At 66.9% G+C, this 21,341-nt stretch carries 21 protein-coding genes; 2 read left to right on the forward strand and 19 right to left on the reverse strand.

The annotated features are described in order from the left end of the window. Nucleotides 1–19 precede the first annotated feature (19 nt). From BRO63_RS20950 to BRO63_RS21040, 19 genes are all read right to left on the reverse strand, one after another. Nucleotides 20–643: a GyrI-like domain-containing protein gene (locus tag BRO63_RS20950; RefSeq protein WP_088141640.1), complete on the reverse strand. Its 624-nt coding sequence runs from the start codon at nt 641–643 to the stop codon at nt 20–22. Then, complete coding sequence (locus tag BRO63_RS20955) at nt 625–1,167, reverse strand: PadR family transcriptional regulator (RefSeq protein ID WP_088141641.1); 543 nt, start codon at nt 1,165–1,167, stop codon at nt 625–627. The genes BRO63_RS20950 and BRO63_RS20955 overlap by 19 nt, the downstream gene beginning before the upstream one ends. Before the next feature lie 146 nt (nt 1,168–1,313). Further along, nucleotides 1,314–1,775, reverse strand: a complete 462-nt coding sequence (locus BRO63_RS20960) for a DUF1178 family protein (protein WP_088141642.1) — start codon at nt 1,773–1,775, stop codon at nt 1,314–1,316. A 138-nt stretch (nt 1,776–1,913) separates the two neighbouring features. After that, nucleotides 1,914–2,618 carry a DUF2968 domain-containing protein gene (locus tag BRO63_RS20965; protein ID WP_088141643.1) on the reverse strand — a complete coding sequence of 235 codons (705 nt, stop codon included), beginning with the start codon at nt 2,616–2,618 and terminating at the stop codon, nt 1,914–1,916. Nucleotides 2,619–2,735: 117 nt separating this feature from the next. Further along, nucleotides 2,736–4,127 (reverse strand): sigma 54-interacting transcriptional regulator, encoded by a 1,392-nt coding sequence (locus BRO63_RS20970; protein WP_088141673.1) that lies wholly within the window; start codon nt 4,125–4,127, stop codon nt 2,736–2,738. A 49-nt stretch (nt 4,128–4,176) separates the two neighbouring features. Beyond that, on the reverse strand, nt 4,177–6,219 hold the full coding sequence (locus tag BRO63_RS20975) for a pilus assembly protein TadG-related protein (RefSeq protein WP_088141644.1): 2,043 nt from the start codon (nt 6,217–6,219) through the stop codon (nt 4,177–4,179). Between the two features lie 102 nt (nt 6,220–6,321). After that, nucleotides 6,322–6,738, reverse strand: a complete 417-nt coding sequence (locus BRO63_RS20980) for a DUF3613 domain-containing protein (RefSeq protein WP_088141645.1) — start codon at nt 6,736–6,738, stop codon at nt 6,322–6,324. Nucleotides 6,739–6,760: 22 nt separating this feature from the next. Then, nucleotides 6,761–7,630 (reverse strand): tetratricopeptide repeat protein, encoded by an 870-nt coding sequence (locus BRO63_RS20985; RefSeq protein ID WP_088141646.1) that lies wholly within the window; start codon nt 7,628–7,630, stop codon nt 6,761–6,763. Continuing rightward, complete coding sequence (locus BRO63_RS20990) at nt 7,630–8,628, reverse strand: type II secretion system F family protein (RefSeq protein ID WP_088141647.1); 999 nt, start codon at nt 8,626–8,628, stop codon at nt 7,630–7,632. Before BRO63_RS20990 ends, BRO63_RS20985 begins: the two co-directional genes overlap by 1 nt. A gap of 12 nt (nt 8,629–8,640) precedes the next feature. Next, nucleotides 8,641–9,564 carry a type II secretion system F family protein gene (locus BRO63_RS20995; RefSeq protein ID WP_088141648.1) on the reverse strand — a complete coding sequence of 308 codons (924 nt, stop codon included), beginning with the start codon at nt 9,562–9,564 and terminating at the stop codon, nt 8,641–8,643. Next, entirely contained in the window at nt 9,564–10,925 is a 1,362-nt protein-coding gene (locus BRO63_RS21000; protein ID WP_088141649.1) for a CpaF family protein, read from the reverse strand. The genes BRO63_RS20995 and BRO63_RS21000 overlap by 1 nt, the downstream gene beginning before the upstream one ends. A 33-nt stretch (nt 10,926–10,958) precedes the next feature. Further along, entirely contained in the window at nt 10,959–12,287 is a 1,329-nt protein-coding gene (locus BRO63_RS21005) for a pilus assembly protein CpaE (protein ID WP_179215168.1), read from the reverse strand. Continuing rightward, nucleotides 12,284–13,645 carry a type II and III secretion system protein family protein gene (locus BRO63_RS21010; RefSeq protein WP_088141651.1) on the reverse strand — a complete coding sequence of 454 codons (1,362 nt, stop codon included), beginning with the start codon at nt 13,643–13,645 and terminating at the stop codon, nt 12,284–12,286. Before BRO63_RS21010 ends, BRO63_RS21005 begins: the two co-directional genes overlap by 4 nt. Before the next feature lie 65 nt (nt 13,646–13,710). After that, entirely contained in the window at nt 13,711–14,670 is a 960-nt protein-coding gene (gene cpaB, locus BRO63_RS21015) for a Flp pilus assembly protein CpaB (RefSeq protein WP_088141652.1), read from the reverse strand. Beyond that, nucleotides 14,667–15,158 (reverse strand): TadE/TadG family type IV pilus assembly protein, encoded by a 492-nt coding sequence (locus tag BRO63_RS21020; RefSeq protein WP_088141653.1) that lies wholly within the window; start codon nt 15,156–15,158, stop codon nt 14,667–14,669. Before BRO63_RS21020 ends, cpaB begins: the two co-directional genes overlap by 4 nt. Nucleotide 15,159: 1 nt before the next feature. Continuing rightward, entirely contained in the window at nt 15,160–15,621 is a 462-nt protein-coding gene (locus BRO63_RS21025) for a TadE/TadG family type IV pilus assembly protein (RefSeq protein WP_088141654.1), read from the reverse strand. Continuing rightward, entirely contained in the window at nt 15,567–16,088 is a 522-nt protein-coding gene (locus BRO63_RS21030) for an A24 family peptidase (RefSeq protein ID WP_088141655.1), read from the reverse strand. Before BRO63_RS21030 ends, BRO63_RS21025 begins: the two co-directional genes overlap by 55 nt. Nucleotides 16,089–16,230: 142 nt before the next feature. Further along, entirely contained in the window at nt 16,231–16,440 is a 210-nt protein-coding gene (locus BRO63_RS21035) for a Flp family type IVb pilin (RefSeq protein ID WP_088141674.1), read from the reverse strand. Between the two features lie 122 nt (nt 16,441–16,562). Then, a complete protein-coding gene (locus tag BRO63_RS21040) occupies nt 16,563–17,393 on the reverse strand; it encodes an MHYT domain-containing protein (RefSeq protein WP_088141656.1) in 831 nt (276 codons plus the stop codon). A gap of 609 nt (nt 17,394–18,002) precedes the next feature. On the opposite strand from BRO63_RS21040, the gene BRO63_RS21045 reads away from it, so the two are divergent. Both BRO63_RS21045 and BRO63_RS21050 read left to right on the forward strand, forming a co-directional pair. Next, entirely contained in the window at nt 18,003–19,601 is a 1,599-nt protein-coding gene (locus tag BRO63_RS21045; protein ID WP_373557788.1) for a ShlB/FhaC/HecB family hemolysin secretion/activation protein, read from the forward strand. A 347-nt stretch (nt 19,602–19,948) separates the two neighbouring features. Further along, nucleotides 19,949–21,341 (forward strand): collagen-like triple helix repeat-containing protein (locus BRO63_RS21050; RefSeq protein ID WP_088141657.1); only part of this gene is annotated, 1,393 nt, incomplete at its 3' end.

Raw genomic sequence — 21,341 nt, forward strand, 5'->3', positions numbered from 1 at the left:
CCTTCGGGTCTGGCTTTTTTTATTTCCCTATGGGTTGCCGCAGAATTACCTTGCGCTTCTCGGGAACAACGCGGCTCCAATCGTCCAGATAAATTTCGTGATAGGGCCCGGATGGCTCAAGCCCTGCTTGAGGCAGATATTGGCTGTAGAGCTTCCCCAGGATCAAGGGCAGGTCATTGACCGGGCCGACATGCAGGTACTGCACGCACCGGCCCTCGGCCACCGCATCCCAGCGCGGCACGGGCGCATTGCCCAATTCGCGGCGCATCTCGGCGGCGGCTTCTTCGAGGTCTGCGGCGGTGGCCCAGACTGGCAGGGTGATCTGCGCACGCCAATGCCATGTGTCGCGGCGGCCCGCTGCAAGGTCGCGCATATCGTCCGCCCAATAGAGGATTTCCACCGGAGGCTCGACAAAGGACTTGCCCATGCGCTCGCGCGCTTCGCGCCGGATCGGATAGATTGCCGTGTAAAGACCCTTCACTGCGGCCGCGACAGCGGACTGCCCGGGCGCCCCCTCGCCGTCCCAGATGGCAAACGGGAGCTCGGGCACGTCGACCTGGCTGAATAGCCCCTGCGGTGGAGCATAGAGCGCCCGGAGCATGGCTCTGTCCTGCGTCAAATCGATCATTCCTTCGTCGGCCATGGCTTGTTCCTCATGTAGTCCAAGGTAGTAGCGATCCAGCTGCGCTCCGCCGCCAGTTGGCTGGCGGACAAATCGAATAGCACTTCTATGTGATCGGGCATCGGCTGGCGCAGCCGTCGCAGACGTTCAAGCCTTTCCATTTCCGCCGCGACCGAAGACAGGCGCCTCTCCAGCGCATCCAATGCGGCCTTGCGCGACAGGGCCGGCCAGTGAATCATCCCCAGCAAAAGCGACGAATACGTTGGACGATGGGTTTCAAGGGCGGAAATGGTCTGCTGCTGCAGCGCCTCGCGGCCTGCCGCCGTAATCGAGAACGTCTTGCGCGACCTGGCGCCAACGGGCGCTTCCGTCAGAACCAATCCGGCTTTCTCCAGCTTACTAAGCACAAAGTAGATCGACGAAAAGCCAATCTGGGTCCAATCACGCATGCCGCGCGTTTCGATGACTTGCTCAAGCTCATAGCCGTGTCGCGGCATCTCGGCGACAAGCCCCAACAGCAGCAGTTCGGAATCGGTCAGCTTCATTCGTTTTATTCTAGTACTAGAATATAGAAACGCAAGCTTTTGCTGGAACCGTGCCATCGGACCGTTGCAGATCGCTGCTACCAGGAGTCTTGTTTGCCCGTACCCCGCGGCAGGACAGGAATACCGCGCGATCGCGGCGCGGCTCTTTATTGCAGCCGTTCGTCGTCCAGGAATTCCGGCACCGCCATGACGTCGATGCCATCCTCGGCCAGCGATTCGCGCTCTTCGGGCGTGGCCGTGCCGCGGATGGGACGGTCGTCGGCATCGCCTTCGTGGATGCGGCGCGCCTCTTCGGCGAAGCGCGGCCCAACGTTTTCGGTGTTGCGCAGCAAGGCGCGCACCTGGCGCATGACGGCCGACTGCAACGCCGCCATCTTGTCGGCGTCGGAGGCATTGGCGGGCAACGCGGGCTGGGCAGCCTGCGGCGCGTGCAGATGGGCGACGTTCAGGCGCGGCGCCGACAGCCGCTTGGTGATGCTGGCGGACCCGCAAACCGGGCACGTGACGAGGCCACGCGCCTGCTGCGCGTCATAGTCTTCGTGCGAACCGAACCAGCCTTCGAAAATGTGGCTGTGTTCGCACTGGAGGTCGAAAACTTTAAGTGCCATGGCATCAATATGGGGTGTAAGTCCCAGAATACAAGAAACCGCCGGCGGCTGGCGCTTAGCCCCTGCGCGCGCAATGCCTTTTCCCGGCCGGACAAGACAAAGCGGGCCCGCAGGCCCGCTTTTCCGCATCCCCGAGGGCTACTTGCCGCGGTTCTGGGCCGCCGGGTGCCCCACTTGCGCCTGCTGCGCCTGCAAGGCGTCGATCTGACGTTGCAGGTCGCGCAACTGCTGACGCACGTCCTTCTGCTGGTCGGCCAGCGCCGTGGCTTCCTGGCGCGACTGCTCCTGGCGCGCCGCGACCTGCTCTTCCTGCTGCAGGCGCACCGTGCGGTCGGCCTGCAGCGTGCTGAGTTCAGCGCTGCGGCTGGCCAGCAGTTTCTCGGCATGCGCGTACTCGGCCTGCATCTTGATGCGCTTGATGTCCACTTCGGCCAGTTCGGCGGACTGGCCGACGAAGGCGCGGTAGGTGGCTTCGGCCTGCTTGTCCGACTTGGTCTTCACCACGCGCCAGAAATCCTTCTGCTGGAACAGCGCGACGTAATAGGTCAGGTCGTCCGGCTTGAACAGCAGGCTGGCGCCGTAGGTGCCGTTGTAGGCAGTGCGCAGCTCCGACACCTGGCGGCTCTGGATCAGGCCTTGCAGCTCCGACAGCGTGGACGCCGGGCGCGCGGCGGGCGGCGGCGCGGGGGGAGTCACGGGCGTGGATGCCGCCTGCGTGTCCTCGACCTGTTTAACCGTGGGCCGGGGCGCTTCGGATTGCGCGCTGGCGCAGGCGGCCAGACCGGACAGGGCCGTGCCCAACAGCGCCATGCGGGCGGCGCCACGGATAAATTGGACGTTCATGCCTTCCCCAAAAAAATCGTTGCGGAACTATAGCAATTTATTTCACCCCGGACAGACGCGCTTACATGCGCCGGACCCGGAACTGTCGCCCCCTACGGGCCATTCCCTATTGCGTGTTCATATCGTCTCGGCAACGCCATCGGCGGGTTCGCCCTGGCCTGCCCCCAGCTGCAGCTTGCGCATTTTTTCCCACAGCACCTTGCGGCTGATGCCCAGCGTGTGAGCGGTATCCTGGCGCCGCCAGTCATTGGCATCCAGCGCCGCCAGCACGCGCTCGCGTTCGGCGCGCTCCGCGTCAGTGAACACGGCGGGCTCGGCCCGCGCGGCGACGGCTCCGGCCATCCGCAGCGGCTCGCCCAACTGGTCGAAAATGCGTTCGATGCGCGGCGAGTCCCAGGCCTGGAACTGCCGCCGCACGATGGCGACGCGCTCGGCCACGTTGGACAATTCGCGCACATTGCCGGCGTAGCGCGTGCGCGAGACGCGCTCCAGCAGCCACTGCGGCGCATCATCTTCCACGCCCTGGCGCTTTAGCAAGGCGCGGAAGATCGCGGCCTTTTCCTGCGGGCCCCGCTGCTCCAGGTTGGGGATGCGCAGCTCGATGACCGCCAGCCGGTAGTACAGGTCCGCGCGGAACTCGTCCTGCCCCACCAGCGTCCGTAAATCCTTGTTGGTGGCGGCAACCAGGCGAAAGTCCACCGGCACCTCCACGGTCGAACCCAGCCGGGTCACCGTGCTCTGTTCCAGGACGCGCAACAGCTTGACCTGCTGGTACAGCGGCAGATCGCCGATCTCGTCCAGGAACAACGTGCCGCCGCTGGCCTGCTCGAAATACCCCTTGTGCGCGCCGATCGCGCCGGTGAATGCGCCTTTGGCGTGGCCGAAGAAATGCGCCTCGAACAGGCCTTCGGGGATGGCGCCGCAGTTGACCGCCACGAAGGGTCCGTCGCGCCAGGCGGCGTGGTCATGCAGCAGGCGCGCGACGCGTTCCTTGCCCACGCCGGTTTCGCCGTGGATCAGCACGTTGCTGCGGCAGTCGGCGTACATTTCCGTCTCCGCCAGCAGGTCCTGCATGGTCGCGGACACGGCGATCAGAGGCTGCTCGCGCCGCGGAACGGAACGGTTGAGCTGGTTCAGCGTACCCAGCAGCTCATACAGCAGCTTGCGCAGGTCCGCGGTGGTAAAGGTCAGCGGCAGCGTGTAGGAGTATTCCGGCGGGTAATAGCGCGGATCGCGTCCGCGCGCTTCCGCGGCCACCCAGATGACCGGCAGGCCCTGCGCCGCCAGCCAGTCGTAGCCGCTGAAGCGCTTGTCGCCCATCACGGATACCGACACCAGGGCGACTGCCGGCCGCGCCAGGTCGCGCGGCGGCGGAAACGCGGTGCCTGCGTCCGCGCGCAGCAGCGACACGTCCATGCCCGCCAGGCAACGCTCGGCGCGGCTGGCGATGTCGGAAGTGCCCTCCCAGACGTACACGTCGAATTCTTCGCGCGCGAAATTCTGGCTCATCGCTTGGACCATGCGGGAAGGAAAGGGAGAAGGATCAGGGGCTTCATCATCAGTACACCAGGCGGGGCTTGCCGCAATCCACGGAAATCAGCGATACGTCGGTCTGGCCCAAGCTCAGGCCCAGCGCATTGAGCAGCTGTTGCAACACCGCTGACAGCGAATCCAGCAGAGGGGCCAGCAGGGCCATGACGACGGACAGCACGCCGCCCACCTGGCCGTCGCCGCTCAAGGCCAACGTGCCAACCGCATCGATACGGCACAGGCGTATCTTGTCCGGTGCAAAGTACAGGGCGCAGCTCACGTCGCTGAGCGGTGCGAACAAGAGCGATTTGAGAACGTTTCCGACCACTTGCAACGTGCCGCCCAGCACCCCCGTCAGGCCGCCTGTGGTCAGGCGGGTCCCCAGTTGGTCCATCGCGGTCTTGGACCACTGCATGTCGTTGACGACTTTCGAGACAGTCTTGCCGGCATTATTCGGATCTTCGCCCACCAGCTTGGCCGCGAGGTCGCTGCGTTCCTTTGTGGTCAGCGGCGTGCCGGTACTGTAGAGGTCGCCCAGGATGCCGCCGATCAGCGCGTCCGCCAGATTGGAAACCAGCTTGGACAGGTCCACGTTGGTGGCATTGACGGTAGCGGTGGCGTTGGGCGATGGCGGTGCGGTAAGCGTCACCGACACGGGCGCCGAGGAACTGAACACCGGCAGCGTGACCCGGGCAGTGAGCGGCAGTATGCCCAGTACATTCAAGACCTGATGCCGGCCCACGGATCCGAATGCGCTGGGTTCGCAGCGGTTCGTGAGCGCCTGGAAATTCGCGGCGCTCGGGTCGGTGGCCGACGCCATGCCGGGGAAGCGTCCCAGGCAGACGCTGGCCGCGGCCGAAGTCACGGCTATCGTCGCCTGGTTTTCGGCCAGCGGGGCCTCGCACAGCTTGCGCAGCGTTCCCGTGGACTGCGCCACGTCGATGATGATGGGCAGGTCCACCTTCGTGTTCAGCGTATTGGCCAACAAGGGCCCGATCAGCGGAATGTTGCTGGTGTTGACGCGCAGATACACGCGTATGCCGGCGCTGATGGCCTGGGCGCCGACCCCGCCCACGCCCACGGCAGGTGGCTCGACGATGCGCACCCGCGCGTCCAGGCCCAGCAGCGGCACGCTCAGCCCCAGATTGATCAGGTTGCTGCCGTTGGCGATGGCCAGGCCGGTTTCCAGGATGTTGAGCGCGTTGACCTTGGCCTGCAAGGCGGCGCTGGGGTCGCCGCCCACCACGTTCAGATCCAGCACGCCGCCATCGCCGAACAGCTTCACCGGCAGGTTCAGCGGCATCAGGTCCAGGACCGTGTTGATGGCTGCGCTCAGCAACCCAATGTCGGCGGCGGCTGTCTTCTGCTTGTCGATGACGGTGAGCGTGGCGTGCAGCAACTGGCCCAGCGTCAGGTTGTTCAGCGCGGTCAACTGCTCGGGCGTGCCCACGCCAGCCGCCACCGACAGCGGCAGGCCCAGCGCCTCCAGCAGGCCGGCCGGCGTAATGCCGACATTGGCCAGGCCCGCGGCGTCCAGTACGTCCAGTTGCGAGGGCGAGGCGCCTGCCGTGGCCAACAGCTGCGACAGCAGGCCGCCGCGCTCCAGGCGCAACAGCCGCGATCCCACCGTGAAGGCCGCCACGGGCTGCGTGTTGGTGGCCACCGCCGCGACCGAGGCCTTGATGCCGCCCACGCCGGGTATGAGATTGGCCAGTTGCTTGCTGACGGCGACCCGCACGGCGTTGTACGCCTGCCCGCCCGCCGCGTCGAAGACGTGCATGCCGGAGGGGTCGGAACGCGTCGGATCCCACACCTTGCACTCCACCGTGAAGTCGGCGGCCGTGAACGCGTCCAGGATGTTCGGCACATTGGCCAGGCCGGAGGCCCGGCCAGCGGCGGCGGCCCGGGCGCAATCCGCGCCGGAGCCCAGGCTCAGGACCTGCACCGCCGACAGCGCCGCCAGGTCCGCCGCCTTCTGCATTTCACGCTTCATGTAGAAGCCGTAGCCGAGCTGCAGCACGCCCAGCAGCACCATCCCGACCAGCACCGCGAAGACGACGGCGACGGTCATGCTGCCGCGTTGCCGCGACGGCGGGGAAGGATGTGGACGGCCGGCTGACATGCTCTCGCGACTCCGTATCCGCCTGCGGCGGGGAATACCAGTATCCGGAACCTATTGGATGTTGGGGATTTCCACATTCCGGTCGAACCACACAGGAATGGGATGCTTGAAACTTTCCAGATAGCGGTTCCAGGCCGCCGTGGAGACCGGTCCCAGCACCGGCAAGGCATTGCCGGCGCGCCGGCCGTCGGCCTGCGCCGCCAGGAGGCCGCGCGTCACGTCGCCAAAGCCCTCCTGCGCCGCGGGCGCGGCGGCCGGCGCCTGCGGCAGCGGGGTCTGCACCTGCTGCACCACGGGCCGCTCCGGCATGGCGGCGGCGGGCGCGGAAGCCGGCTCGGACGGGGCGCTGGCGGCGCCGGACATGCTGCCGGTCAGCGGCGCGTTGGATTGCGCCTGGCCGGCGATGGGCGCCAGCGCCGCGCAGGCGCAGGCCAGGATGAACAAGGCGCGCGGGGTCGTATGGGACATGGCAGTGTTCCTCGATAGGGAGTTAGCGCACGATGGGGCCATTGCCCAGCCCTTCCATCAGGGGACTCATCATCGGCATGACGGCCTGTTCGCCGCTGGATACCCGGGTCGCCGGCGCGTGGGATGCGGCCGGCGCCGGGGCCAGCTGGCCGCGGATCTCGGCGGCCAGTCGCAGCACCTGCCCGCGCGCTTCCTCGCTCAATTGCGCCCGCTCCATCAGGCGCTGCGCCTTGAGCGGATCGCCCTCGACCAGCAGCAGCACCGCCAGGTTCGCCACCACCTTGGCGCTATCCGGCGTCAACTCGGCCGCCTGCCCCAGCGGCACGCGCGCGCCCGCCGGATCGCCCGCCCGCAGGCGCGCATAGCCCAGGTCGCCCAGGATGCGCGCGTCCATGGGCGCCAGCCTCGCCGCCCGCGAAAAGTAATCGGCCGCCTGGTCGAACTGCCCGCGCGAACCGGCGATCAGGCCCAGGCCATGCCAACCCTCGGCCGCCTGGTCGGTGGCGGTCAGCGCGCGGTAGGCCTGCTCGCTCAACGCCGCCTGGCCAGTCTGGCGCAGCGCCTCGGCGCGCAGCACGGCCACACGCGCGTCGCTGCCGTATTTCTGCTGATAGCCGTCGATGTACGCGAGCGACGCAAAGTAGCGCTCCTGGCGCTGCGCCTCGACAATCATGGACAGCATCATCTCGGGTTCCTTGGGCCGGCTCTTGCTCTGGGCCTCGTCTTCCTTCTGCCGCATCAGCGCCTGTTCCTGCTGCTGTTGCTGGATCAGCTGCCAGGCGGATTCCGCGTTGTTGGTCTTGCATCCGCTCAAGCCCGCGCCCGCCGCCAGCACCATGGCCACGAGCGCGCAGCGCCCTGCGCGCGACCTGCTTTTCGTTGCGCCGTTCATTACATCCCCCCCATGCGCGACAAGCCGCGCAACACCGCGATAAACCCCGCCCCGCCCGTCACGATCAACAGCGCGGGCAGCAGCGTCACGATCATGACCCCGGTCATCTTTACCGTGGTCTTGCCCACTTTCTCTTTCAGCTCCAGGCGCCGCTTGTCCCGCAGGCGTTCGCCGAAGCGATTCAGGGGTTCCTGCACCGCGCCCCCGTGCTGGTCCACCTGCGCGATCAGGCGGCAGATGGCGGACAGATCGTCGTTGTTGAAGCCCGTGGCCATCCTGGCCAGCGATTGCTCGCGGGTGCGGCCGCGCACGTAGAGCTCGGACGCCAGGCGCAATTCGAATGACAGCACCGGCAGCACTTGGCCGAACTCCTTGACCAGCACCTGCAGGCTCTGGTCGATCGACAGGCCCACGCCCTGCAACAGGCGCAACAGATCGATCAGCAAGGGCAGTTCGTCGGCCGCCTGCCTGCGGCGGCGCGCCAGGCGCCGCTGCACGATCCATTTGGGCAGCATGTAGCCGATCGCGAAAGCCAGGAAGGCCGCGACGAAAGCGCCCATCGGCATATCCGGAAGGTGCTTGTACAAGTCCAGCACGACCGCGGCCACGGGCAGCAGGATCGCCAGGCCGAAGCGGATCAGGACAAAGCGCGAGCGTGCGGTGCCGGGGTCGGCATAGCCCGCCATGTCCACCACCTTGCGATCCTCGGCGGCCAACAGCGCGTCGGCCAGCCGGCCCTCGCTCAAGCGCTTGCCGAACGTGTCGGCGGCCCGCGCAGCCGCCGCCAGCCGGCCCTGCCCGCTCTCGCCGCGCGGGGCGGCCGATGCGCTACCGCCGCCCTCGCGCGCGGCCAGCGCCTGGTCCACCACCTGGCGGCTGCGGCCCTGGCTGCGCAGGCGTCGCGCCATGCCCAGGCCCAGCACCAGCAGGCCGGCCGCCACCAGCATCAGCGCCATCGCCAGCACGGTGGACGCGTTCCAGGATTGCAGGATGTTCATGCCGCGCCCTCCTCAAATGGCCTTGGCCATGCGATATAGCCAATAGCAGCCGCCGATCTGCAGGCAGACCGCGGTCAGCAGCATCCTGAAGCCTTGCGGGTCCTGCCACAGGCCCATGAACAAATTGTTGTTGGCGACAATGATGAAGCCCGCGATCCCCACGGGCAGCAAGGCCAGGATCCAGGCCGACAGCCGCACCTCTGCCGAGCTGGCGGTCAGTTCGTTGCGGGCCTGGGCGACATCGCGCATGAAGGCCGCCATGCGTTCCAGCACCTGATCGCTGCGGCCGCCGAAGCGTAGGGCCAGCGACACCACCGCCGCGACCATGTACAGCTCCTTCAACCCATACAGGCGCGACACGTGCGCCAGCGCCGCATCCAGCTCCTTGGAGCGGCTCAGGCTGGCCGCGGTCTCCACCACCTCGCGCAAGGGTTCGTCGGCCGTGGCCGCGGCCGTCTGGAACGCGGCGCCCATGCTGTTGCCGATGGTGAGCAGACGCACGATGTTGTCCAGGAACGCGGGCAGTTGCGCGATCATGCGCCGCTGGCGCTTGTCGGCCCGCAGCCACAGCAGGAAGTATGCGAACACGGCCAGCAGCAAGAACGTCACCGCGCCCGACAACGCCCCCAGCAGGGCCCAGGCCAGCGCCGCGCCGGCCGCGACGGGCAGCGCGATGCGCAGATACAGGCCGGCGCTTTGCCGCAGGCCGGCCAGGCGCAACATGCGGTCCCAGCCGGCAAAGCCGCTGCGGAACTGGCGCGCGTTTTCGGCGAAAGGCGCATCGGCGGCGGCCGCGTCGCGGCCCCGCTGCAACTGGCTTTCCAGGAAGGCGGAGCTGGCCGCCCGCCGCGCGCGGCGGCCAGCATGGCGCCACAGCAGCACCGCCCCGATGGTCAGCACCGCAGCCAGGCTTGCAAGCACCAGAGCTTCCAGCATCAGCGCCTCCTGCTCCAGAAGCCGCCGCCCCCGCCATCACGGTCGTCCTGCGGGTTGTCGTTGGCGCGCGCCTCGTTGCGCAGCTTGGCCAGCTTGGGCGTGTGCGGGTTGATGCCCAGCCAGTGCCAGCGATCCTTCTCATCGCCGTCCGGCGTGGCATAGGATTCGTGGCGATAGAGTTCCTGCGTGGAGATCACGTTGTCGCCCATGCCGGTGATCTCGGTCACCGACAGCACGCGGCGCTTGCCGTTGGACAGGCGGCCGATCTGCACAATGAAGTCCAGCGCGCTGGCGATCTGCCTGCGCAGGCTGTCCTCGCTGCCCTGGAATCCAGCGAATCCGGCCAGCATCTCGATCCGGTACAGGCATTCGCGCGGGGAGTTGGCGTGGATGGTCGCCATCGAACCCTCATGCCCGGTGTTCATGGCCTGCAGCATGTCCATGACCTCGGCGCCGCGCACTTCGCCCACCACCACGCGATCCGGCCGCATGCGCAGGCTGTTGCGGATCAGCTCGCGGATGCTGACCGCGCCGCTGCCGTCAAAGCCCCCCTGGCGCGATTCCAGCCGCACCACGTGAGGATGGTTGAGCGACAGCTCCGCGGTGTCTTCCACCGTGACCACGCGTTCCGTTTCCGGGATGAAGAATGCCAGCGCGTTCAGCAGCGAGGTCTTGCCCGAACTGGTGCCGCCGGACACCAGGATATTGCAGCGGTTCTTCACCGCCTCGTTCAGCAGCCGGTAGATCTCTTCGTCGAAGCTGCCCAGCGTCAGCAGGTCCGCCGGCTTGAGCGGGTCCTGGCGGAATTTGCGGATCGACACCATGGGGCCGTCCACCGCCAGCGGCTCGATCACTACGTTCAGGCGGCCGCCGTCGGGCAGGCGCGCGTCCACCATGGGACTGGACTCGTCCAGCCGGCGGCCGATCGGCGCCAGGATGCGGCGCACGATGCGCAGCACGTGCTGGTTGTCGGTGAAGCGCAGCGTCTCGCGCGCCAACACGCCGCGGCGCGAGACGAAGACATTGTCGTAGCCGTTGATCAGGATGTCTTCCACGGCCGGGTCCGCCAACAGGTCCTCCAGCGGCCCCAGGCCGGCCAGCTCCTTGGTCAGCGCCTCGGCAATGGCGCGCATTTCGCCTTCGTTGATGGGCACCCGGCGCAAGCGCACGAAACTCGCGACCTCGATGTCCACGAACTCCTGGATCGCCGACCGGGCCCAACGGCCGAACTCCGCGCCCAGCTCCTCGATGCGCGACAGCAGGTGCTCGTAGGCCGCCGTCTTCACTTCCTGGTAGCGGTCCGAGGCCGAGAAGCCCTTGTCGCCATCGCCGCCGAACTCTATCGTCGCTGTCATGATCATGTCGGATCCCGTAACCCTCTGTCTGTCCGTCCGTCAACCGACCACCATGCGGCGGTGCACGCCGGGCAGCCAGGTGGCGAGCCAGCCTGACCGTCCGCCGGCCGCGCTCTCTTCGGCGCACAGGCGTTCGGCCAGCGCCTGCACCGCGCGCACATAGACATCGCGCTCGGCTTCCTCGTGCAGCAGATGGCCGCGGTTGGTGCACACCATCAGGGGCAGCGTGCGGTCCGGCAGCGTGCCCACCAGTTCCAGCTGGAAGCGTTCGGCGATCTGCTGCGCGGTCATGCCGTAGCGCTCGTCATAGCGGTTGACGATCAGGCCCAGGCTGCGCCGTTCCACGTGCAGCTGCTCCAGTTCCTGCAACAGGCCGGCCAGCGACACCAGCGCGCCCACGCTCTGGTCGGTCACGATCCAGTTCAGCTGCGAGGCGCGCGCCAGGCCGGACACGAATTCGGGATTGGTGAAGCCGCCCGTATCGGCAACCACGACAGAGAAATGCTGGCGCATGCGCTCGAACACCAGCAAGGAATCCGACTGCGACACGTCGCGCATCTGGCCCACGTCGCGCGGCAGCGACAACACGCTCAGGCCATTGGCCGTATGCGCCATGGCCGACCCCAGCAGGGTGGAATCGAGGCGGCGCAGATTGCGCGCGGCCTCGGCGAAGTCGAAGTCGCCGCCGATGTTGAGGTAGAGCTGGCAGTCGCCGACGGGCCAGCCCAGGTCCATCAGCGCGACGCGGCTGGACAGGGGCAGCGGCTCGCCGGAGGGTTTGGGCGCCTTGGCTCCGGCTGCGGCGGCGCGTTGGACCTGCGCCAGCTTCAGGCGGTCCTGCGCCATGCCCGCCAGATGCACGGCCAAGGTGCTGGTGCCCACGCCAGGACGCGCGCCCAGCAGCACGACGCTGCGGCGCGTGCCGTCCATGCGGCCGCTGGACGGGCGGTCGAGCAAGCGCAGCACCACTTCCTTGATCTCCTGCGGCGCCACCGAAGGATCGACGAAATCGCTCACGCCCGCCCGCAAGGCGGCGATCGCGCCCTCCGGCTGGCTCAGGAAGCCCACCGCCACGCGCGGCACCGTCGGCGCGATGCGCGCCAGCAAGCGCGCCAGTTCCGCGGACTTGAACAGTTTTCCGGGTTCGTCGTCGCTCAGGGTGAAATCCAGGAACACCACCTGCGGCGCGATCTCCGTCAGGCGCCGCGCCAGTTCCTCTATGCGGGGCGATTCCTGGGTCAGCATCCCAAGGTCGCCCAAGGCCTGCCCCAGCTGCGCGGCAACCGCGTTGCCCTGGGAGCAGAACAGGAACCGCGTGCCGTTTTGCAGGCCCACCCATTCGCTGGCATGTGTCTTCATATCGCTCACCGTGAAAAGCCCGGCATTTGCTGGCCGCCCACCGGGCCGGTCAGGTAGTAGCCCCAAGCGTTGAACGCCGTGTCCGTCTGCTCCTGCTTGGCTCCCGGCAGCGGCAGGGCCACGCCGCGCGCGATGGGGCGCACCAGGCGCGGGGTCACGACGATGACCAGCTCGGTGTCCTCCTGGGAGTAGTCGACGCTGCGAAAGAAAGCCCCGATGATGGGCAGGTCGCCCAGCATGGGCACCTTGTTGACCATGGCCTTGGTCTGGCGCGACACCAGGCCGCTGATCACGAAGCTCTCGCCATCGCCCAGTTCGACGGTGGTGTCCGCGCGCCGGGTACGCAGGGCCGGGATGATGGTGCTGGTGTCCGCGCTGGTGTTGATGGCGATGCCGTTGGTGTAGTCGAGTTCGCTGGCCTCGGGCGCGACCTTCAGCGAAATGCGGTCGCGCGACAGCACGGTGGGCGTGACGGTCAGCCCGATGCCGAAGGGCTTGAAGGTCACGTTGACCGTGCCCAGGCCGCCGGCCTGCGGAATCGGCAGTTCGCCGCCGGCCAGGAAGCTGGCGCTCTGCCCCGTCAGGGCCACCAGGGTCGGCTCGGCCAGGACGCGCGCCATGCCATTGGTCTGCAGCAGGCGCAGCCGCGCCGAGAAATTGTTGGAGTCGTAGAACAGCGAGAACCCCGCCGCCAACGGACCGCCCAGGCTGGCGGGCATGGTGGAGCTGCCGCCGCTCCAGGGACCGTTGCTGGCCGTGAAGCTGATGCCGGCCGCCTTCATCACCGAACGCGACACTTCCACGACCTTGACTTCCACCTGCACCACGCCGCCCGCGCCGGCGGTGGACATGTCCACCACGTTCTTTTCCCCGCCCACGGCGGACGCCGCCATGGTGGCCGACGCGATCTGCCCCAACTGTGATTCGGCGTGGCCCGACACGACGGCATGTCCGTCCGCGATATCGACGTTGGCGCCGCCGCCCAGGCCGCGGCTCGCCAGCGCGCCCTGCACGCTGCCGCCGACGCGGACGTTCCAGATCTGCGGCGCGGCGTTGTTGCCGGTCCAGACCTGCAACTGCGTGGTGCCGGGCTTCTTGCCATAGAGCAGCACGGAGCCCGCGCGCTTGCCGCTGGCGGGCAATACCTTCACATCCGCCACGTCGGGATCGCCGATGGCGATGCGCGTGGGCGCGCCGCCATCCAGCATGAGGGTCTGCTGCCCCTTCACCGCCATCGAGATGTCGCGGACCGGCGCGCTCGCGCTGGCCGCGGGCGCCGCGCTCTGTGCCTGGCCGGGGCCGGCGTGCGTCATCGCCGCCGCGGCCGACAGCAGGCAGATCATGGTGGTGCGCTGATGTTTCTTCATAGTGCTGGACCCGATGATGGAATAAGTCCGGCTGCGGCCAGCGCCTGGTCCGCCCGCAGCCCCGTTCAATAGCGCACGCGCTCGGATTTCTCTCCCCGGATGATTTCCACTGTCCGGCCGCCGCCTGTGCCCTGCGGCCGGCTCGCGGCGCGGGCCGCAGGCGCCAGCGCCGCGGCCGTCGTGCCGTCCAGTTGCACCAGGCTCTCGCCGGCATAGGCGCGATTGGGGCCCGACAGCAGCGACTCGCGCTGCGCCGGCGTCAGATCGGCGCGGACCGGCAATACCGTGCCGCGTTGCGCGAACAGCTGCGCGTCCGGCATGCTGTCGTCGCCCACCGGGCGCAGCGCCAGCTGCAGGCGGCCAGCACGGCTGGCCAGCATCAATTCATTGACGCGATCGACCGGCACGGCCAGCACCGCGGTACGCGCCGGTTGCCCCGGGCCGCCCTGCTGCAAGGCCGACTTTTCATCCGGCCCTTCCACCGAGGCCCGGCCGTAAGCCAGCACGCGCACCTGCGACTGCAGCAGGCGAGCCTGGCCGACGGCCACCTCGGCGCTTTTTTCGATCATGAAGAACACGTCCACCATGTCGCCTGGAACGATGCGGTTGCCGCCGCCGATCACTTCGTCCACCGAAATGGCGACGGCGCGCTCGCCCGGCTTGAGCTGGCGCGCCAGCCCTTGCGTCAACAAGCTGGGTACGATCGGATCGCCCGCGGCGATGTCGACCTTCGTCACCGCGCCTTCCAGCGGCGCGATGTCGGCAAAGCCGCCGGACAGCGCCACCTGCCATTGCGCCACCGTCAGCATTCTCGCGCTGTCGATGCGCGAGCCCGCCAGTATCGGCTCGCGGGCCACCACCACCGGATGGAGCTTGACCGGCTCCGCGGGCGCCGCCGCGACCGGCGCGGGCGCCACGCTGGCCGGAGGGCTCGCGGGCGCCGAAGCCAGCCGCCACGCCACGAAGGCCAGCGCCAGGCCCGCCACCAGCAACATACCCGCAACGATCTTGCTCAGACTGCTCATGGTGTCCCCTGCGAAATCTGCACGACGGCCTGCGAATGCAAGCGGCTCGGCACCCAGTTCCGGTTCGTGCCCGGCAAGGCGGTGATCAGCCCGCGCACGATCTCCAATAGCGGCCAGGACTGGGTGTTGTAGGTCATGGCGACGGTGGCGCAATCGGCTTGCCTGCCGCCCGCCCCGGTCCAGGCACACGGGGCCCGCGTCGTGCTGCACAACACCGCCGAACCGGCGGAAAAGCTACCCATCGCCGCCAGACAGGCTGCCGTGGGCACGTCGGCCTGGCCGTTGAAACGGGCGTAGACCGCGGCGCGCGCGCCATCGGCCGCGGCGGCGGCCAACTGCTGCTGCATCCAGAACAGCGCGCCGAACCCGACCACGCCGCAGATGAAAAGCAGCAGCAAGGTCAACGTCAGCGAAAACTCCAGCGCCGCGACGCCGCGCTGGCGCTGGCGTGGCGCCTTGCCCTCGGGGCGTTGCGGATAGGCGCGCATCTCAGCCTCCCCCGCCCAGCGCGTTGCCCAGATGCACCGTGGCGCGCGCGCTCAGTACGCTGGAGGCCGGCATCAGCGCCGCCTGCAAGAGCGGCACGGACGGGATGAGCGGATGGGCGCCGTACGCATAGGACACGTAAACCTCGATCTGGTCCTGCGCCAGCGGCAAGCCGCTGCAGGCACCGCCGGCCGCGCTGCTCAACGCCCCCGCGCTGCCGCAGACCGCCACCTGCACCGGCGCCGCGGACATGGTGCTGATCCATTCCGCCTGATACAGCGCCGAATCGCGTCCGGCCTCGGCCCTTGCGGTCAACGACGCGGCGCCAGCCTGCCACTGCAGGACCTTGCGCGCGCCGTCCTGCGCGGCCAGCGTCACGGAATGCTGGGCGGCGACCACCAGGGAATACGTCAGGATCCCGTAAAACACCAGGAAGAACACCACGAATACCAGGGCGAACTCCACGGAATAAGAACCGCGCTGCAGGCGGCGAGGCCCAGATACGCGGCGTAGGGAATCTGACGCGCCCGGTTGCTCAGCGCCCAGACCCGCGAAACCGCCAGGTACAACAGGCCATGCAGGCCGGCCAGCACGCTCGCCAGCGCCAGCGTCACCAACAGCGGCGCGAAGCCCAGCAGCAGCCCGAGCACGGCGATGGCCTTGATATCCCCTGCTCCCATGAGGCGCCTGCGCCACAACGGCAGGAACGGCACCGCGACCAGAAAGCCGGCCAGCGCCATCAGCCAGCCCGACCATCGCGGCGGATAGGCCCAGCCAGGCGCCAGCAGGGCCGCCAGCAGCCATAGCAATTGGCCCGCGAGTCCCGCGATGATCAGCCGGTTGGGGACGCGGCGATAGCGCAGATCGGCATGGATCAGCGCCAGAATCCAGCATGCAAACAACAGCCACCACAGCACTACCCCTGGATACAAGGCTAGACCTTCTGAAAAGACGGATACGACGATGGGCGCGCCAGACGGGCACGGACTCCTTCAATCAAGTGATGCCATGTTGCGGGTACGCGCCGCGGCGGCCAGGAGCACCCCGCCGCCACGACGCGGACGAGTTCGCGGTTTAACCGCTGCTACCCCCAGCAGGAGGCGTAGTGCCGGTCTTGGCGTTGTCCAGCTTGGTGCCTAGTTCCTCGAACATGCCTTTCAAGGACCCGGTAAAGGCCCCCACCGCGACAATCAGCGCTACCGCCACCATTCCCGCGATCAGCCCGTACTCCAGGGCGGTGATGCCTTCTTCGTCATTCCAGAACTGCGCAAGTGTTGCTTTCATGTCGAGCTCCATGGGTCTCGATTGATGACCGGGGCCGTTCCTCGAAATGCAGAGCCAGCCCCCTAAAGCCTGGAACCGCCCACGCACCGCCATCGTTTCCGCAGCGCGCGTCCAGGGTCCAGCTAACCCGGCCCCGGCGTGGCGCCGGGCAATCTGTCCGTCGCCACGCCAGGGGCCGATTCAATGATCGAGTCGATGCGCTGCGCCGTGCGCGCGCGAAAGCGTTTGGAGGCGCGCTGCAAATGCCAGCGCATGAGGAGCAAGGTGACGATCGACAACGCGAAAGCGATATACGGCAGCATGGCGCCGCCTACATGCAGTCCGATGGCGTCGTTCGGGGTCGTGCAGATGACCGCGCCCGCAGCCGCGCCGGTGTAATGCATGCCGCAGACGGCGATGGCCATCAAAATGGCCGCGCCGATGCGCTGGCGTTCATTCTGGGTATTGAAGGCCAGCCACAGTGCGGCAGTAGCCGCGATGACGGCGATCAGCACCGACAAAACCACCAGCGGCAGATTCCAGAGCAATACCGCCGGCATGCGCGCGGCGCTCATGCCCACATAATGCATGGAAGCCACGCCGAATCCCGCGGCGCAGCCGCCGACCAGGCAGCGAAGAAAAGTGAAACGGTCGCGCCCGACATACCAGAACGCCCAGCCGGAAAACCCCGCGGCGACCACGAAGCTGAGTATCGTCAGGCCAACCTGATAACCGACTTCAAAAGGCAGGTTCTGCGCCAGCATGCCGATGAAATGCATGCTCCAGATACCCACGCCGCCCATGGCCACGGCGCCGATGACGATATAGCCGATGCGGATTTCGCCGTCCTGGGTTTCCGCGCGGATGCCCGCGGCGGCCAGCAGGGCCACATACGAACCCAACGCCGCAATCAGGAACGACAGCGCCACCAGGCCGCCATTGAAGGAGAGCGGAACGACGTCTCCCGGGCTCATGAACGCTCCTCGTGTGGCAAGCGGCAGTGCCGACGCGCGGCCGGCAGGCAATTGCAGTGCTTCTTGCAGTAATCCCCAGCCATCTTTGCCTCCAGGCGGGTTCACACATTTTGCGTATTTTTGATACGTATCTTTAGTTTATATATTGCCAAATCATACACATCAGGGTTTTCACTGAATTTCGCGATATTGCGACATAAGATGTGTAACGAACGCTCCTAAGTTTTCGAAAACATTAATAAAAACAGCTGAACGGGCTTTATCTTGACTGGAAAATATATCCCGCAACAAGGAAATATTTCGAAATAATGAAAACGCACTGCCTTTTCCAAGACGGAATTTGAAATTAATTGTCATTCTGCCGAAAATACTGGCACCATACGAGCACCGGTAAATGCAACTTTTTCCTAACACTGTTGCAACCCTTTTCCATCCGATACTCGGTCGGGATCGGCTATCCGTTCAGAAGCGCCAGCGGAAATGAGAGACGAAAAAGGCAAGAGAAGCATGTCCCCGGCGAGTCCGCTTTGCCTCGCCCTCTTGTGCATCGTGGCGGCAGGCTCCCCAGCCCGGGCGGAAGGCCCATTGCGCGGCAACCCGGTGGATGCCATGCCGCGGCTGGAGCGCCCTCCTTCGGCGACGCAACCCCCGCCCTACGTCCAGACCGCCACGCCGGAGCAACTGGCCTTGCAGGCCAGGCTGGCGCAGCGCATCGTGCCCCGCAACTTCGACGTCAGCGGCGTGCGCGCGATTCCGTTCGAGGAAGTATCGGGAATGCTGAGCCCGCTTGCGGGCAAGGAGATCAGCCTGGGCCAGCTGGTCCAGGAGGTCGATAAGATCACCCAGCTCTACCGCGACAAGGGCTTTCCGCTTTCCTTTGCGCTGCTGCAGAACCAGACCTTCGCCAATGGCCTGGTGGTGGTGACGGTGGTCGAGGGCTACATCGCCAACGTGCGCATCGAAGGCGATATCGGCAATGCGCAAGACAGGCTTGAGGCGCTGGCCGCGCCCCTGCAGGAGGAAAGGCCGCTCAAGCAAGCCACGCTGGAACGCCAGCTGAACCTGATGCGCACCGTGCCAGGCGTCAAATTCACGCCCAGCCTGGACCTGCCCCGCCGCGCCGACGGCGCGACCGAACTGATGCTGGCGGCCAGCCGCCAACCCGTCAGCCTGACGGGCGGCATTGCGGACCTGGGCACCGGCATGCAGCCGGTGGTGAATCTTGCGACCAACAGCCTGACGCCCCTGGGCGAGCAAGTGAAGCTGACCGCTTCGGTGCCCTTCAATACCGATGACGTGAAGTACGTGTCGGGGGAAATCCGCGTGCCGCTCGGCGCCGACGGCCTGGCGCTGAAGATCGACGGCTATCACTACGATGCGCGGCCCCAGGACGATGCGATCGAAATGCTGGGCTTCGAGCGGCGCGTGAAGAACGACCGCATCGGCGTCGGCGTGAGCTATCCGTTCCTGTTGAACAACACCCGCTCGCTGACCGGAACCCTGGGCGTCTACGCGGCCAATTCCAAGGACCGGTACGAGGCCCGCAGCACCGACCGATGGTTGCAGCAGGATGCGCAGGTACGCGCGGCGACCGCCGAGATGCGCTACATCCAGGTGTCCGAGACCAAGGCCACGGACGTCACGCTGAGCGTAGCCAAGGGTTTTGACGCCGCGGGCGCGAAAAAGGACATCTCGACCAACTATGGCTATTCCGCCACCCCGCTGCTGGACCTGGATTTCACCCGCTACAACCTGAACGCCAGGCAGACCTTCGTGCTGCCCGCCCAGATCGGCCTGGTTTTCTCCGGCGCTGCGCAGTACTCCAGCAATATCCTGCCTTCGTCCGAACAGGTCTCGTACGGCAGTTGGCGCTACGCCATGGGCTATCCGCAGGGCGAGCAGAGCGGCGACAAGGGCGTGGGCGTGTCGGCGGAGATCAATCGCCGCTTCGGCGTGGGCTGGGAATACCTTTCCAGCGTGCAGCCCTACGCCTTGGTCGACTACGCGCGCACTTGGTACAACAACAAGGATCTGCAGACGCTGAACCAACGGCACCTGTCGTCGCTTGCCCTGGGCCTGCGCTTTACCGACGACAAGTACTACCTGTTCGACTTCAACGTCGCCAAGCCGGTGGGGTCAGCCACGGTCAACAATGACCGCAACGTGCGCTTCAACGCCAATTACTCCCTGTTCTACGACGCGTTCTAGCAGCCCGGGAGGACGCGGCTGAGCGCCAGATGAACGCCCGTCGCGACGGGCGTTTTCTATTGAGCAGCGTCATCGGCGTTACGTAACGTCCGACGTAACGTAACGTCGGATGACCGGTTTTGCGTAACAGTCGCAGGCTCCACGCGATCGCAAAAATGGGAATTTTCAGGCCTCAGGAAAACCCTCGTTTTCGTGAATATCCCATTGATAACAAAGCGTTTTAATTTACGTGAAATTGCCGAAATCACGGTTTTGCACGGGGCATGAAAAATCTTGGCATGGTTTGTGCATGAGGAAGCGTATCGGGTTGTTTCGACGCCTGACTCTTCCAACCAAAGGAGTTCGCCATGCAAACCCATTCCGACACGCGCCGCCTGCAACGCATCCTGACTGCCACCGTCATGGCCACTGCGCTTGTGAGCGCCCTGGCCGCCTGCGGCGGTGGCGGCGGCGGCAAGAAAACCGCGGGCCTCCCTGGAACGGACATCCCGACCAACCCGGGCGGTGGCGGCCTTGATCCCGGCGGTGGCCTCAACCCTGGCGGCGGCACCAATCCCGGCGGTGGCACCAACCCTGGCGGTGGCACCAACCCTGGCGGCGGCACCAACCCTGGCGGCGGCACCAACCCCGGCGGTGGCACCAACCCTGGCGGCGGCACCAACCCTGGCGGCGGCACCAACCCTGGCGGCGGCACCAACCCCGGCGGCGGTACCGACCCCGGCGGCGGCACCAACCCGCCACGCGTGAGCGGCCTGCTGGAAACCACGCTCGGCAATACCGGCGGGGCGCTCGACAACACCTTGCCCCTCAATCTGGACACGACGCTGGGCGGCGTGGGCAAGGCGCTGGATCCCACGATCAAGCCGGTGGCGGACACCGTCGTCGGCCTGACTCAGCAGATCGGCGCCACGACCGGCTTGGGCCAGCCCGCCGACGGCGTCGTCAAACAGGTGGGCGGCTTGGTCAGCGACCTGGGCACCAGCGTCAAGGGCACGGGACTGCCTGGAGGTCTGGGCGCCGGAGTCGGAGGCCTGGTGGACGGCCTGGGCAAGACCGTGGCCAGCACCGGCGGCCTGTTGAATGCGAACCCGAACAACCCGAATCCTCTGACCACGGTGCTGGGCAACGCCACAGGCGCTGTAGGCGCCCTGACTGGGGCGCTATCGGGCCAGGGCGGCCTGCTGCAGCCCGTGACGCAAGTGGTTGGCGGCCTGACCGGAGAGGCCTTGAGCGGCCCTGCGCTGGGACTGCTGGAACCCTCATTGGGCAATACTGGCCAGGCCGTCGACAACGTGTTGCCGCTGGGCCTGCAACCCCTGCTGGGCGGTGTAGGCCACGCACTCGATTCGACTGCCAGCCCGCTGGTCGCCAAGGTTACCGGTCTGACGCAGCAAGTGGGCGATGGCGCCAAATTGGGCGCGCCGGTGGCGGGGCTGCTGAGCAGCCTGGGCGGCACCGTCACCAATCTGGGCAGCGCCTTGCCGGCAAACGCGACCGGACTTAACGATGTAGTGCGGAACCTGGGCGGCGCGCTCAACACTGCGGGCGGCGTGCTCCATGCCTCGCCGTCCAATCCCAACCCCCTGGGTTCGACACTGCACAACGCCACGGCCGCCGTAGCCTCGCTGACCGGTACCCTGGGTCTGGGCGGAGTGACCGGCGGCCTGACGGGAAGCGCGGGCGGCACGGGCGGACTGCTGGCGCCCGTGACCGGCCTGCTCGGCAACGTGACCGGAGCCG

This window comes from Achromobacter xylosoxidans (assembly GCF_002192695.1).
Classification (GTDB): Bacteria; Pseudomonadota; Gammaproteobacteria; order Burkholderiales; family Burkholderiaceae_B; genus Achromobacter; species Achromobacter xylosoxidans_C.